Genomic DNA, 13,156 nt, shown 5'->3' with positions numbered 1-13,156 from the left:
GGTCCGGCCTTGGGACGCGATGGGGGACCTGCACACAAACTCCGGGATGGTGCGTTGTTAGGGGTGGTGCTTAGCAGAAGCCGGCGATGCCGCTCCATGCAGCGGGCGCGGCTGTGGTGTTGTCGCGCTGGACGGTTGCTTCGATGAGGCCGTACGGGCGGTCCGCTGCGAAGAAAACCTCGTTCGGGTTGTCCAGGCCGAACGGGCTCAGGTCAACCAGGAAGTGGTGCTTGTTGGGCATGGAGAACTTGATCTCATCCACTTCGCTGTGTGCTTCCAGGACCTTCTTGCCCATGTCGAACAGGGTCTGCTGCAGGGCGTGCGAGTAGTTCTCGGTGAAGCCTTCCAGCAGCAGGGCCTTGATGTCCTCGTAGCTCTTGTTGAAGTCCGTGCCTGCCAGGTCCACGTTGGTGTTGTAACGCCAGCGGGCGGACACATCAGTGGCAAGAATGCGGTCCGTGGTTTCCGGCAGGGTGGTGTACTTGTCGCGCGGGTAGCCGACGAAGCCCGACTGGGTGGTCTTGAGGACGGTAAGGTCCTTGAGGCCGGAAATCACGTGGGTGGTTGCGCCATCACGGACGACGACGGCGGTACGCACCTCTTGTCCGTTGCGGACGAAGCTGTGGTCGTGTCCTGCGCCGTGTGCCTGGATGCGATCCCAGCTGTAGGCCTCGGCTTCCCAGCGGCCACCGGTTACCCATTCGAACCCGCCGGTGAAGTGATCGGCGAGACGCAGCAGGAAGGACTCCGGTGAGCCGATGCCGTCACGGGCAAATGCGTAGACAGTGTTCTTCTGGGTATCGGTGGCGACCACATGGCCGTTGTCGCCTTCGAGGTGCGCAGCCTGGAAATCGCCGCGGAGCTGCGAGGTGACATTCAGATCTTCGATGTGGTGGCGGTCAGTATCCCGAGTGACCTTGACGACGCGGACTTCCGCTTTGCCGTACTGGTTTTCGCCGAGGACGATGTTGTTGCTCATGGTCATATCCCAACTTCTGTGAGGTGGAACCTACGTTCCATCAATGAAATTAAGCGCGTGTTTCCACCGCGTTTCTGGTGGAGCCGACCCAACAAAAAAGAGCCGACATCCATTGATGCCAGCTCATTACGACCCTGCCTGCTGCTCTCAGGTTACGTGACGTACGCCACGAACTCATTCGAGAGTAGCGCATGATTTCGGCTTGTGTATATGGGTTTCCGGAGATCGTTATGAAGCAGCGAAATGTGACCGGAGCAACCCCATCCTCCCTTCTGGACGGGTCTTGACGCTTCGTTTGGGAGCTGCCTACACTTTCACATAGCAATAAATAACTTCCGAAATACGGAAAACTGCTTGCATGAGAAAGAGGAGGAACAGATGGACTCGAAGGATACGAACAAGGTCGTGGAATTCCCGGCACCGGGTCAGGAGCTGTACCTGCCTTTCGGTGCAACAGATCCGGACTTTTACATTCCGGCCGACTGCGACCGCAATGCCGGCGGATTCTCGCGCTGGCTCCGCGCGCTCCCGGTGTTCGGCCGGCAACGCCCCTAGGATCTTTCCCGCATCCACGGGCCGCCTTCCATGCCGCACCCCGTTTCGACGTGAAGCTGCGGGTTAGACGGTAGGATTCGTCTAACCCGCAGCAAGCCGTCTAGGCGGACTTTTCCACATAGGATCAAACCCTCCTGTCCCAGGATCACAGGGTCTGGCCAAGCTTGGTTCATGACTAAGACAGCCCTCGTGGAGCTCCCTCCCGGCATGAACCTATGGCGGACGAGCGAGCTCAATGCGGCGGGATTCAATGCCCGCGCCATAGCCACCCTCGTGCGAGGGGGTGTGCTGGTAAGGCTCCGCCGAGGTTGCTACATCCGCGGGAGCACCTGGACCGCGCAGAAGCCTTGGGTGCGAAGCCGACAACTGATCGCAGCACACGCTCATGGGACGCTCACGACGTCGGGTGGCGGCTTGGTCTACAGCCATACCTCCGCGGCGCGACTCCACCGGCTGTTCCTCTGGGACGTAGATGACCGGATACATGTCACTCAGGAGAAGACGCCGTCGCCTATCTCGCATGGCCGCGACGTAGTGGCCCATTCCAGGATTCTCGCCAAGGACGATGTGGTTCTTGTGGACGGTCTGCCGTGCACATCCCTGGAGCAGACGGTTGTGAACTGCTGCATGTTGTTGAACGTCCGGCAGGCCCTCATTTTGATGGACCATGCACTCCGCCGTGGCGCGGACGTGGGCAAGCTGAAGGTTATGTGTGCAGGCCTGGCGGGGCGGAACGGTGTCCTTTCGTTGCGGACGGCGCTGGCGAACGCAGATCCGAAGTCGGAGTCGCCCGGTGAAACCCTTACCCGCGAACTTCTTTTGCGGCTCGGGATTGGTCTACCCGAGCTGCAAGTGGAGGTTCAAACGTCCGAGGGGCGTCATCGCCTCGATTTTGCGTGGCGCAGTAAGAAAGTTGCCCTTGAGTTCGACGGGCGAATGAAGTACTTCGACTATGCGCCCACTGACGAGGTCATTTTTCAGGAACGATTACGTGAGAAGGCCCTAATGGAGCTCGGTTGGACCTTTGTTCGCATCCAATGGCGGGATCTCTTCCAGGAACAGGACTTCAAGATTCGGGTGCTTCGGGCTCTCCATGCAGCCGGATAGACGGGTTGCTGCGCATTAGACGACTCCTCCCGTCTAATGCGCAGCGAACCATCGAAACGGGCGGCCCGGCCGGCCCGGAAGAGCAGACCTACCCCGCCACCAGCTTCCGCGCCGCCGCAGAGTGCTCAGCGATGAGCCCGGCAACGTCCAAATCGGGAATTGCACCGTCCACCACGCGCCAGTGGCCACCCACCATCACCCGGTCCGCACGGTCCGCCCCGCACAGCAACAACGCAGCAATGGGGTCGTGGCTTCCGGAAAACCTCAACGAGTCGAGCTTGAACAGGGCAAGGTCGGCTTGAAGGCCAGGAGCCAACTGCCCGATGTCGGAGCGGCCGAGGACGGCAGCTGACCCACGTGTTGCCCAGCCAAGGGCCCGCTCCACAGGGACCGAAGCCCCGTACCGGAGCCGCTGCAAATACAGCGCTTGGCGGGCTTCGAGGATCATGTTGGAAGCATCGTTCGACGCCGATCCGTCTACTCCCAGCCCCACGGGCACGCCCGCCGCCTCGAGTTCCAGGACCCGTGCGGTACCGGATGCGAGCCTCATGTTGGAGGTTGGGCAATGCGCGACGGCGGTGCCGGCGGCTCCCAGCCTGGCGATCTCGTCGTCGTTGAAGTGGATGCCGTGTCCAAGCCAGGTGCGGGATCCCAACCAGCCAACTGACTCCAGGTAATCCACGGTTCGCAGCCCAAACATGGAGCGGCAGAAGTCTTCCTCGTCGATGGTCTCCGCAAGGTGCGTGTGCAGCCGGACATCGTAGCGCTCGGCCATGGCTGCGCTCTCAGCCATGATTTCTTTGGTGACGGAGAACGGTGAGCAGGGGGCAAGGGCTATCTGAACAGAAGCCCCATCGCCGGTCTCGTGGTACTCGCGAATCAGCCGTTCACTGTCCGCAAGGATCGTCCCGGGTGACTGGACAGTCGTCCGGGGCGGGAGCCCGCCGTCGTCCTCTCCCAACGTCATGGATCCGCGGGTCAGTGTTGCCCGCATCCCCATGGACCGGACCGCCGCGACCTCGATATCAATGGCATCTTCCATGCCGTCGGGGAAGAGGTAGTGGTGGTCTGCGGCGGTGGTGCAACCGGACAACAAAAGCTCGGCGAGGGCAACCTGCACCGCGAGCTCCAGGCTGCGCGGGGTCAGCCGTGCCCACACCGGGTACAGGTTTTGCAACCAGGGGAACAGCGGCGCGTTGGCCACCGGACCCCACGCGCGGGTCAGCGTTTGGTAGAAGTGGTGGTGGGTGTTGATGAGCCCGGGCAGAACCACGTGGGCAGAAGCATCAAAGACAGAACAAGGCATCGAAGGCTGCCCGCCCGTAGGTACGAGCTCCACGATCTTCCCGTCGGAAACAACCAGGCCGCCGCCGGCGTCGAGGTCGTTTGCGGTGAAGATACCCAGCGGGTTCTTGATCCAAAGTGGGGTCATGTCAGGTTCCTTGTCTGGTCTGCGTTTACGCGTTCCAGCTCAGTTAGGCCCTGTCTGCTGATCCAGGAGCCGGAAGCCAACAAGTGCGTCCGGTGCGAAAAGCGTAAGATGCACGACGGCGGCCGTCAACGTGCGCAGGAGTCCCTCGGTCACATACGGCTGCCAGCAGAAAATATCGTATGACGAAATTAAATTTTCAAAAACCTATGGCGCGGCTCACAAACCTGGTGCTACGCTCTAACTGCCAAAGGCGGGCACCCGGACTTCGGGAAGCTATCTACCAGGCGCAACTTAACCTTCATCGCACATGCTGAAGCCTGGTAACCAAGCTAACTGGAGCTCCGTTCCGTAGCGCCCCCAACAGGTCACCTGGCTTCCTCAGCACTAAGGAAGTCGCAACATGAGTACAACCGTCACGGCCGAGCAATTCCTGGCCACATCCATTGAGCTGGCAACAGCCAATGTCCTCAACAGTGGTGGCCCCTTCGGCGCCGTCATTGTTACCGCGGATGGACAAGCCTTCCAGGGCGTCAACCGCGTCACCGCCACGAACGATCCCACCGCCCACGCAGAAGTCACGGCCATCCGTAACGCCTGCCGCGAACTGGGGACCTTCGACCTGAGCGGAGCAACCCTCTACACCAGCTGCGAGCCATGCCCCATGTGCCTGGCCTCCGCACTGTGGGCACGCGTTGACCGCGTGTTCTTTGCCGCAGACCGTCACGATGCCGCATCCGTCGGCTTCGATGATGCCGTCTTCTACGAGTACTTCGAGAACGACAACCGGGACGCGCTGATGCCGGTAGCCAAGCTGGAACTGGGAGACCCCCAGGCTCCGGCGGCCCTCCAGCCGTTCACCACATGGAACACGCTTGATTCCAGGATCGACTACTAGGGCCCGGTAGCTGACATGACAATCCTGGATCCCGCAGAAATGCAGACCGCAGCTGAAAAGCAGGCTGCGCTCCTCCCCAACGGAGGCAAAAGCGCAGAGCCCACAGCGGCAAACGCAAAGCACACGGCAACCGGCAACAGCAAGCCGCCGGTGTCGAACTCCTTCCTGGATAAGTTTTTCCAGATCTCCAAGCGTGGTTCCACGTTGGCCCGCGAATTCCGCGGCGGCTTGGTCACGTTCTTCACCATGGCGTACATCGTCATCCTCAACCCGCTCATCCTGGGTGGCTTCTCGGCGGACAACGCACCGGTGGATGTGGCCGGCGGCTGGCTCTCGGCAGCACAGGTGGGCGCAGTGACCGGCCTGACAGCCGGTGTCATGACCATCGTCTTCGGACTGGTCGCCAACCTTCCTTTCGGCCTCGCAGCAGGCCTGGGTATCAATTCCTTCCTCGCCGTGGCTGTCATCCAGGAAGTCACATGGCCGGAAGCCATGGGCCTGGTGGTCATCAACGGCATCCTGATCGTCCTTTTCGGTGCCACCGGTGCGCGGACTGCGATCTTCAAGGCAGTCCCGAAGGAACTCAAGGCCGCCATCACCGTTGGCATCGGCCTGTTCATCGCCTTTATCGGCTTCGTCGACTCCGGCTTTGTTCGCCCCACAAAGGGCGGCCCTCCGGTCCAGCTCGGCACGGATGGTTCCATCACCTCCATCCCAACCCTCGTCTTCATCATCGGATTGCTGGTCATGGGTATCCTCGTGGCACGTAAGATCCAGGGCGGCCTGTTGATCGGCATCGTCGCCACAACAGTCCTCGCCGCTGTAGCCGAGGCCGTGTTCCACATTGGTCCCGGCACCGCGGACAACCCCGGCGGCTGGCACCTCAACGTGCCGATCCTGTCCAGCCAGTTGATGTCCGTCCCGGACCTCAGCCTGGTAGGCCAGTTCGATCTCTTCGGTTCGTTCGCCAGGATCGGCGGACTGGCTGCGACCATGCTGGTCTTCACCCTGGTGTTCACCAACTTCTTCGACGCCATGGGCACCATGACGGGCCTGGCCAAGAGCGCAGGCGTGGCACACAAGGACGGTACGTTCCCCAAACTGAAGTCCGCCTTCATCGTTGAAGGCATGGGTGCAGTGGTGGGCGGCGCAACGTCCGGCTCATCAAACACCGTGTACATCGACTCGGCTGCGGGCATCGGCGAAGGCGCACGGACCGGCCTTGCCTCGGTGGTCACCGGCTTGCTGTTCCTTGGTTCGATGTTCTTCACGCCGCTGACTTCGGTTGTCCCTCTGGAAGTGGCTGCCGCCGCGCTGGTGGTGGTGGGCGCGATGATGATGGCCCAGATCCGCGAGATCAAGTTCACCAAGTTCGCCATCGCGTTGCCGGCGTTCCTCACCATCGTGACCATGCCGCTGACCTACTCCATTGCCAACGGCATCGGCGTCGGGTTCATCTCCTTCGCGGTGATCAGCGCGGCATCGGGCAAGGCCAAGAAGGTCCATCCGCTCATGTGGGTGGTCACGGCGGGCTTCATCATCTACTTCGCCCGTGGCCCGATCAACGCCTTGATGGGCGTCTAACCCCGGAGCCACCCCCGCGCCGGCGGGCCCACACCCGGCACTTCGAACGGCGGTCCGTCCGCACCCACCGCACGAATAGGCGTCCGTCGTCGTGGTCCTTTGGGAACAGGCACGACGGCGGGCGGCGGCCCTGTTGATTCAGGAACGGGTGTTGATGCTCCGTCAGGGAACGGGGGCAGGGAGATGAAGCCCTTGCCCCCGTTCCTATGAACTCTTATTCAATAACCGCGACTACCCCTCAACACCTTCTGGAAATGAGATTATGAGGGCAAGATCGCGCACTTCTCCGGCCGGGCCACCTGGCCGGGACACCTGGAAAAGGACGTGTTGCCATGCTGGATCTGATGCCTTCCCTGGGCAGCTGGCGGCCTGCGGTCTCTGGCCAACGATGCGCTGTGGCCACGATTGTAGGGACCGGCGGCTCCGTGCCGCGCCCCATGGGGACTTCCATGATGGTCTCCGAACACGGCGAAATCCTGGGCAGCCTGTCCGGCGGTTGCGTAGAAGGGGCCGTCGTTGAGGCAGCCTTGGAAGCAATGCGCGACGGCGGCCCACGCGTTGAATCTTTTGGCTACAGTGCCGAGGACGCGTTCGCCGCAGGACTCACCTGTGGAGGGGAGCTGGAAGTCCATATCCAGCCGCTGGCTAGCGATTCCGGCGAAATGGCCCTGTTCGATATTGCTGTCTCAAACGAACCCACTGCCCTCGCGCTCATCCGCAGGCTCGGCGGCGGAGGGGGCGTTGTCGTCGTTGATGATCCCGTGCGCTTCCGTGCCATGGAATCAACGCAACTCGCCCGGTTGGTCGGCGATCATCCTGCCACCTTGATGGCTGCGGCGGCTCAGGTGGAGCCGCTGCTCCAAGGCGGCCGCACGGGGTTGGTCCGGCTGGCAGCACCAGAGGGCTGCATCGATGGCTGGGTGACCACTGAGAGGTTGGCATTGCCCCCACAAGAAGTAACCCAGCCCGAACCGATCACCCTGTTCGTGGAAAGCCGGTTGCCGGCAGCGCGGATGCTCATTTTCGGTGCCAACGACTTCGGAGCCGCTTTGCTCCCCGCCGGACAGTTACTTGGTTACAACGTCACCCTGTGTGATGCCCGCCCTGCGTTTGCCCAGCAGACCCGTTTCGCCGGAGCGGACCAAGTGGTCACCGACTGGCCTCACCGGTATCTGGAAGCCGAAGCAGCGGCCGGGCAGGTCGACGCCCGGACCGTGGTGTGCGTGCTGACCCACGATCCAAAATTCGACATCCCTTTGCTTGAAACAGCGCTTCGCTTGAACCTGGCTTACGTCGGCGCAATGGGCTCGCGGCGCAGCCACCGGCAACGGATTGACGCCCTGCTCGAAGCGGGCACGCCTGCCGAAGCGCTCGAACGCCTGCATTCCCCGATCGGATTGGACCTTGGTGCAGTGACACCAGCCGAAGTCGCCGTCTCCATCACGGCAGAAATCATCGCCGAGCGGGGAACTCCCAGCCACACAGCCACGGGCTTCCCCTCGCTCAAGGACAGCACCGGCCCGATTCACCCAGCACCTCAACACCTCATTCAGGAGGACCCATGGACATGAACACCATCGAGGCCGTGGTCCCCACCACGGATCCTTCGCAATGGCGCGACGGCGATGCCTGGCTCGCCGGGGGCACTGTCCTTTTCTCCTACGGCAGCACCGTCCTCAAGCGGCTCCTTGACCTCGGCCAAGCGGATTGGCCAGCGATCACTGTCACAGACCAAGGCATCGAACTTGCCGCCACCTGCACCGTCGCTGAGCTTTACGCCCTGCCGGCATCCGCGGAAATAGCCAACCGTGAGTGGCCGGGGCTGGCCCTGATCCGTCCGTGCTGCGACTCTTTCGTGGCATCGTTCAAGATCTGGAACATGTCCACGGTAGGCGGCAACCTCTGCACGTCTTTGCCGGCTGGCCCCATGATTTCCTTGTGCGCCGGACTCGACGGCATTGCATCCATCCAGAGCCCGGATGGCAGCAGCCGCAGCGTGCCTGTCACTGATTTCGTCACCGGGGATATGCAGAATGTGCTGGCCCCGGGGGAGTTGCTCCGCAGCATCCAGCTTCCGGCCGCGGCACTCTCGGCCAGGGTCGCCTTCCGGCGTCTGTCGCTCAGCAATCTGGGACGCTCCGGCGTGCTGGTCACCGGACGCCTCGACGCCGACGGCGGCATGGTCATCACCGTCACCGCCTCGACGAAAAGGCCGGTACAACTACGGTTCCCCGCCGGGCAGGTTCCCGACGCCGGGATGCTGGCTGACGCCGTCGGGGATTCCATTCCCTGGCCGCTGTACCACGATGACATCCATGGGCTTCCCGCGTGGCGCCGCGATATGACGTTCAAACTGGCCGAGGAAATCCGGGCCGAGCTACTGGGCGAGTCGATGGTCGTGTCAGGCGATTTCTGGCCGCCGCACGCCACATCACCGCAACCATCCACGCAACCCGCAAACAACAACCCGCAGAAGGAGGCCTCCCATGGCAATTGAGATCAACGGCGCTGCCTCCCAGGCCACACCCCGCCCCGGCCAATGCCTGCGCACTTTCCTACGGGAGCAGGGAAACTTCGGCGTTAAGAAGGGCTGCGACGGCGGTGACTGCGGCGCCTGCACTGTGCACGTCGATGGCACCCCCGTCCACAGCTGCATCTACCCGGCTGTTCGCGCCGATGGCAAAGCGGTCACCACGATCGAGGGCCTCTCCACAGGCCAAAACCTTCACCCGGTGCAGGAGCAGTTCCTTGAAGCGCAGGGTTTCCAATGCGGTTTCTGCACCGCTGGCATGGTCATGACGGCAGCAACTTTCGACGACGAGCAACGTGCCAACCTGCCCCGCAACCTCAAAGGCAATCTGTGCCGCTGCACCGGCTACCGTTCCATCGCTGACGCTGTGTGCGGTCATGGCGGCGGGCACGCGCACGACGCCGGAGCTGACGTTTCCGGGGCACAATCGCCTGGCGCCGGTCATCCTGCCGCTGTGGAAGCCACGCCCGGCCAGCTCGGGGACAATGTGCCAGCACCCGCCGGTCAAGCCGTGGTGACCGGAACTGCCCGGTACACCCTGGATGTCCCGGCCGAGCAGCTGCGCGGATTACTGCACCTCAAGCTTCTCCGTTCGCCGCATCCACACGCCCGGATCGTATCCATTGACAAGACCGCTGCACTGGCTGTTCCTGGCGTCGTCGCCGTGTTCACACACGAAGACGCGCCGGCGCAGTTGTTCTCCACTGCCCAGCACGAACACTTCACTGACGATCCCGATGACACCCGCGTGCTGGACAACGTAGTGCGGTTCATCGGGCAGCGCGTTGCCGCTGTCGTGGCGGAGTCCGTTGGTGCTGCCGAGGCCGGAACCCGGGCGCTTGTTGTGGAGTACGAGCTTCTGGAGCCAGTGTTTACGCCCCAAGAGGCAATTCTTCCCGGTGCCCCGGCAATCCATGGCGACAAGGACGGGGCCTACTCCAGAATCTCCCGGCCACTGGAGAACGTGGTGGCCGAAGTCCATGCCGAGCTGGGCAGCGTGGACGATGGCTTCGCGGCAGCCGACTTCATCCATGAGCACACGTACAAGACGCAAAGGGTTCAGCACGTTGCGATGGAAACGCACGCGTCCATTGCCTGGCTGGATGAGGAAGGCAGACTGGTTGTCCGTTCCTCCACGCAGGTTCCGTTCCTTGTGAAGCGCACCTTGATGCGCTTGTTTAACCTGCCGGAGGAGACGGTCCGCGTGGTGGCCGGCCGTGTTGGCGGAGGTTTTGGCGGGAAACAGGAGGTCCTCACCGAGGACCTTGTGGCCCTCGCGGCACTGGCTTTGCGTAGGCCGGTCCAGGTGGAGTTCACCCGGACTGAGCAGTTCATGGCCGCCACCACAAGGCACCCCTTCACCATTAATCTCAAAGCTGGAGCCAGCCGGGACGGATACCTGACCGCCCTTCAATTGGACGTCATCACCAACACCGGCGCTTACGGAAACCATGCGCCCGGCGTGATGTTCCACGGCTGTGGCGAATCGCTGGCGGTCTACAAGTGCGTGAACAAGAAAGTGGATGCGCAGGCCGTCTACACCAACACCGTTCCCGCCGGTGCCTTCCGGGGGTATGGGTTGAGCCAGATGATTTTCGCGATCGAGTCGGCAATTGACGAGCTTGCGATCGGAATCGGCATGGACCCCTTGGAGTTCCGGCTTAAGAACATGGTCCGGCCCGGCGATCACATGTTGTCCACCACGCCCGAGCCCGAGGAAGACGTCCACTACGGTAGTTACGGTCTGGACCAGTGCGTGGCCTTGGTCCGGGACGCCCTGGACCGTGGCAAGGAGCGTTACCGGGCCGCCGGACTCGACGACTTCGGTCCGGACTGGGTCATCGGCGAAGGTGCGGCCCTGTCCATGATCGATACCGTCCCGCCGCGCGGCCACTTCGCCCACACGAGGGTGAGCTTGGAAGCGGACGGAAGGTTCGCCGTCGACGTCGGTACTGCAGAGTTCGGGAACGGCACCACGACCGTCCATGCGCAACTGGCTGCGACTGCGTTGGCAACGGCCGCCTCAAAAATTACCGTCCGGCAGTCCGATACGGACCTCGTGGAGCACGATACCGGCGCATTTGGTTCGGCCGGGACGGTGGTGGCCGGCAAGGCGACGCTCGGTGCGGCCCTTGAACTCGCCAGGAGGATCCAGACCGTCGCGGCTTCGCTGACAGGGGCTGCATTAGCGGATTGCCGCTTGGTGGACGGGGCTGTCGAGTGCGGTGACCGTGTTGTTCCGCTCACGGAAATTTTCGACGCCGCCCGTCTGCAAGGCGTTCGCCTCGCCACGGATGGCAACTGGGGAGGAACGCCGCGGTCAGTGGCCTTCAATGTCCACGGTTTCCGGGTTGCCGTTAATACGGGAACGGGTGAGCTGCGGATCCTGCAGAGCGTGCAAGCCGCAGATGCCGGCGTTGTGGTGAACCCTCGTCAGTGCCGTGGGCAGATCGAAGGCGGCATCGCGCAGGCACTTGGTGCGGTGCTGTATGAGGAAGTGAAAGTGGACGACGCCGGACACGTCACCACCGATATCCTCCGGCAGTATCACATTCCCTCATTCGCGGACGTGCCGCGGAGCGAGGTCTATTTCGCAACAACCAACGACACCACCGGGCCCCTCGGCGCCAAGTCCATGAGCGAGAGCCCGTTCAACCCCGTGGCACCCGCGCTGGCCAATGCGATCCGCAACGCCACCGGGGTCCGTTTCGGCGAATTGCCCATCGCCCGGGACAAAATCTACCTGGCCCTCCGTGACCGCACCCTGATCCCCAACTGAGTCGCATTTGTGCGCGTTTTGAGCCGTCTAAACGCGCACAAATGCTACCTACTTGGGCGAGAGGGTGAGCTCCATGAACACGCTGTTCGGGTCCAGGGTGTAGTCGGCGAAGGGCGGGCATTCGGTGAATCCATGCCTGGCATACAAGCGACGCGCGGGCGCAAAGTACTCTTCGGTTCCCGTTTCCAAGCTCACACGTTCGTATCCCCGCCGGCCGGCTTCGGCCACGATATGTTCGAGCATGCGGGTGGCCACTCCCCGCCCACGGGCAGCGGTGGTGGTGCGCATCGACTTGATCTCAGCATGCCCCGCGGCCAGTTCCTTCAGCGCCCCGCATCCAAGCAACACGCCGTCCTCGCGGGCTGTCCAGAACGTGATCGTTTCATGCGACAACGCCGAATGGTCCAACGCGTGCACGCTTTCTGCCGGCGACGTCGCAAACATATCCGCCAGATGCTCGCTGAGGAGCTGATGAACATCCGGGCGCGTGGGATCGTCAGGTGCAATCTGGATCATGGATTCAAACTTACCGGCTCAGGATGGGTCAGCCCTACGCTCAGCTCCGCAGTCAGTCCTCCAGCAAGTGCAACTGGTCCTTCGTATCCAGGTCCTCGCCCGAGCAGAGATCGCTGCAATCCACCAGGTCCACCAGGCCCGGATGCGCCTTGAGGAAGGATCGCGCCCCCGTGTCACCATTCGCGGCTTCCGCCGCTTGGGATCGGAGCCCGACGTCGATAATCACCGGGTGCCGACGCTTAAGGCGGCCTGACTCGTCAGGATAGGCGGCTGCCGTGACCCGACCGGGACGGTGGCTGCCCAGCAATCTGCTGACCGCCGTCGGGGTTAATCCGGGCTGGTCCACCAACGCCACCATGATGCTGTGTCCGGGTGACGCGGCCTCGATTCCTGCGCGGAAAGAACCCGCCATGCCTTTGGCCCAGTTCTTGTTCTCCACCACCGTATACGTCCGTAGGTCGGTGGTGCTTCGAACGCGGTCCGCCTCGGCCCCAACAACCACAACGACCTCCCGGCAGCCGCCGTCGAACAGCGTATCGGCGAGCACCTCAACCAGCGTTCGGCCGCGGTAGGGGAGCAGCGCCTTGGGTCCGCGGCCCAAGCGCGTACCGGCCCCCGCAGCAAGCAAGACGCCCGTAGTGGGCGCCACGCCGGATTCAGTCATATCCTCACGATACGCGCGGGCATCCGTGAGGTCTGTAGCTCCTTCGGGGCTTTCCACGACATCTACCAAAATCGGTTGCAAACTACTCCTCAGTAGGTCTGTTGGTAGGTTCCGA

At 62.6% G+C, this 13,156-nt stretch carries 11 protein-coding genes; 7 read left to right on the top strand and 4 right to left on the bottom strand.

The genetic code is table 11. The annotated features are described in order from the left end of the window. Nucleotides 1-70: 70 nt before the first annotated feature. Nucleotides 71-985, bottom strand: a complete 915-nt coding sequence (pucL, locus tag LDN82_RS18440) for a factor-independent urate hydroxylase (RefSeq protein WP_224165336.1) — start codon at nt 983-985, stop codon at nt 71-73. A 372-nt stretch (nt 986-1,357) separates the two neighbouring features. Here pucL and LDN82_RS18435 point away from each other — a divergent pair, with 372 nt between their 5' ends. Together LDN82_RS18435 and LDN82_RS18430 are read left to right on the top strand one after the other, a co-directional pair. Continuing rightward, nucleotides 1,358-1,534 (top strand): hypothetical protein, encoded by a 177-nt coding sequence (locus LDN82_RS18435; RefSeq protein ID WP_224088889.1) that lies wholly within the window; start codon nt 1,358-1,360, stop codon nt 1,532-1,534. A gap of 171 nt (nt 1,535-1,705) precedes the next feature. Next, nucleotides 1,706-2,641, top strand: coding sequence for a type IV toxin-antitoxin system AbiEi family antitoxin domain-containing protein (locus LDN82_RS18430; RefSeq protein WP_224165335.1), 936 nt, complete (start codon nt 1,706-1,708; stop codon nt 2,639-2,641). 88 nt (nt 2,642-2,729) lie between these two features. Here the strand turns inward: LDN82_RS18430 and LDN82_RS18425 are convergent, their stop codons facing one another. After that, on the bottom strand, nt 2,730-4,073 hold the full coding sequence (locus LDN82_RS18425; RefSeq protein ID WP_224165334.1) for an 8-oxoguanine deaminase: 1,344 nt from the start codon (nt 4,071-4,073) through the stop codon (nt 2,730-2,732). Nucleotides 4,074-4,473: 400 nt separating this feature from the next. On the opposite strand from LDN82_RS18425, the gene LDN82_RS18420 reads away from it, so the two are divergent. The 5 genes from LDN82_RS18420 (at nt 4,474) to LDN82_RS18400 (ending at nt 11,861) form a co-directional block, all read left to right on the top strand. Next, nucleotides 4,474-4,968: a nucleoside deaminase gene (locus tag LDN82_RS18420; RefSeq protein WP_224088887.1), complete on the top strand. Its 495-nt coding sequence runs from the start codon at nt 4,474-4,476 to the stop codon at nt 4,966-4,968. Between the two features lie 15 nt (nt 4,969-4,983). After that, a complete protein-coding gene (locus LDN82_RS18415; RefSeq protein WP_224165333.1) occupies nt 4,984-6,552 on the top strand; it encodes an NCS2 family permease in 1,569 nt (522 codons plus the stop codon). A 332-nt stretch (nt 6,553-6,884) separates the two neighbouring features. Further along, nucleotides 6,885-8,123, top strand: a complete 1,239-nt coding sequence (locus LDN82_RS18410; protein WP_224165332.1) for an XdhC/CoxI family protein — start codon at nt 6,885-6,887, stop codon at nt 8,121-8,123. Further along, nucleotides 8,114-9,049, top strand: coding sequence for an FAD binding domain-containing protein (locus LDN82_RS18405; RefSeq protein ID WP_224165331.1), 936 nt, complete (start codon nt 8,114-8,116; stop codon nt 9,047-9,049). Before LDN82_RS18410 ends, LDN82_RS18405 begins: the two co-directional genes overlap by 10 nt. Further along, entirely contained in the window at nt 9,039-11,861 is a 2,823-nt protein-coding gene (locus LDN82_RS18400; protein WP_224165330.1) for a molybdopterin cofactor-binding domain-containing protein, read from the top strand. The genes LDN82_RS18405 and LDN82_RS18400 overlap by 11 nt, the downstream gene beginning before the upstream one ends. A 48-nt stretch (nt 11,862-11,909) precedes the next feature. Here the strand turns inward: LDN82_RS18400 and LDN82_RS18395 are convergent, their stop codons facing one another. Continuing rightward, nucleotides 11,910-12,377, bottom strand: coding sequence for a GNAT family N-acetyltransferase (locus LDN82_RS18395; protein WP_224165329.1), 468 nt, complete (start codon nt 12,375-12,377; stop codon nt 11,910-11,912). A gap of 52 nt (nt 12,378-12,429) precedes the next feature. Then, nucleotides 12,430-13,041 (bottom strand): nicotine blue oxidoreductase, encoded by a 612-nt coding sequence (nboR, locus tag LDN82_RS18390; RefSeq protein ID WP_224088878.1) that lies wholly within the window; start codon nt 13,039-13,041, stop codon nt 12,430-12,432. Nucleotides 13,042-13,156: the final 115 nt, after the last annotated feature.

The organism is Arthrobacter sp. StoSoilA2, assembly GCF_019977195.1.
GTDB lineage: Bacteria > Actinomycetota > Actinomycetes > Actinomycetales > Micrococcaceae > Arthrobacter.
This window is presented reverse-complemented; position numbering and strand designations above follow the sequence as displayed.

Bases quoted from the DNA above. Each gene is read 5' to 3' on its own strand.
- pucL (WP_224165336.1), bottom strand. From the start codon at position 985: ATGACCATGAGCAACAACATCGTCCTCGGCGAAAACCAGTACGGCAAA.
- LDN82_RS18435 (WP_224088889.1), top strand. From the start codon at position 1,358: ATGGACTCGAAGGATACGAACAAGGTCGTGGAATTCCCGGCACCGGGT.
- LDN82_RS18430 (WP_224165335.1), top strand. From the start codon at position 1,706: ATGACTAAGACAGCCCTCGTGGAGCTCCCTCCCGGCATGAACCTATGG.
- LDN82_RS18425 (WP_224165334.1), bottom strand. From the start codon at position 4,073: ATGACCCCACTTTGGATCAAGAACCCGCTGGGTATCTTCACCGCAAAC.
- LDN82_RS18420 (WP_224088887.1), top strand. From the start codon at position 4,474: ATGAGTACAACCGTCACGGCCGAGCAATTCCTGGCCACATCCATTGAG.
- LDN82_RS18415 (WP_224165333.1), top strand. From the start codon at position 4,984: ATGACAATCCTGGATCCCGCAGAAATGCAGACCGCAGCTGAAAAGCAG.
- LDN82_RS18410 (WP_224165332.1), top strand. From the start codon at position 6,885: ATGCTGGATCTGATGCCTTCCCTGGGCAGCTGGCGGCCTGCGGTCTCT.
- LDN82_RS18405 (WP_224165331.1), top strand. From the start codon at position 8,114: ATGGACATGAACACCATCGAGGCCGTGGTCCCCACCACGGATCCTTCG.
- LDN82_RS18400 (WP_224165330.1), top strand. From the start codon at position 9,039: ATGGCAATTGAGATCAACGGCGCTGCCTCCCAGGCCACACCCCGCCCC.
- LDN82_RS18395 (WP_224165329.1), bottom strand. From the start codon at position 12,377: ATGATCCAGATTGCACCTGACGATCCCACGCGCCCGGATGTTCATCAG.
- nboR (WP_224088878.1), bottom strand. From the start codon at position 13,041: ATGACTGAATCCGGCGTGGCGCCCACTACGGGCGTCTTGCTTGCTGCG.